This is a genomic window from Enterobacter sp. SECR19-1250, assembly GCF_013391025.1.
Classification (GTDB): Bacteria; Pseudomonadota; Gammaproteobacteria; order Enterobacterales; family Enterobacteriaceae; genus Enterobacter; species Enterobacter cloacae.
In genome coordinates this window covers 1-323 of record NZ_JACASJ010000332.1, presented here as the reverse complement: position 1 = coordinate 323, position 323 = coordinate 1, and the positions used below count along the sequence as shown (strand labels likewise).

1 protein-coding gene is annotated in these 323 nt (G+C 46.7%); it reads right to left on the bottom strand.

Annotation, left to right across the window (positions count from 1 at the left end):
- Positions 1-140: 140 nt before the first annotated feature.
- A partial coding sequence (locus HX884_RS27100) for a hypothetical protein (protein WP_218620158.1) occupies positions 141-323 on the bottom strand: 183 nt, incomplete at its 5' end.

Below are 323 nucleotides of genomic sequence, written 5' to 3'. Positions count from 1 at the left end.
ACCAGCGGATTAAGGCGAAATGATAATTCCCCCGTTTCCCCCGTGTTTTCTACTTTATCATGTATGATCTTAGAGAAAGGTACCGTAGAAAGACCGTAGCTGTGAGGTAAGGAAAGGCACACCAGAGGATATTGAGGTGTCTAAAAGTAAGGAACATCTGCGAAAATGGCGAGAAATGCAGCAAAAAAATAACGTGTTGCAACGACCAGAAATCTACCGTAGCCAAGAAAGGAAAAAGCCCCGCTTTGCAGCGAGGCCTTATGAATAGTGGTGCCCGGACTCGGAATCGAACCAAGGACACGGGGATTTTCAATCCCCTGCTC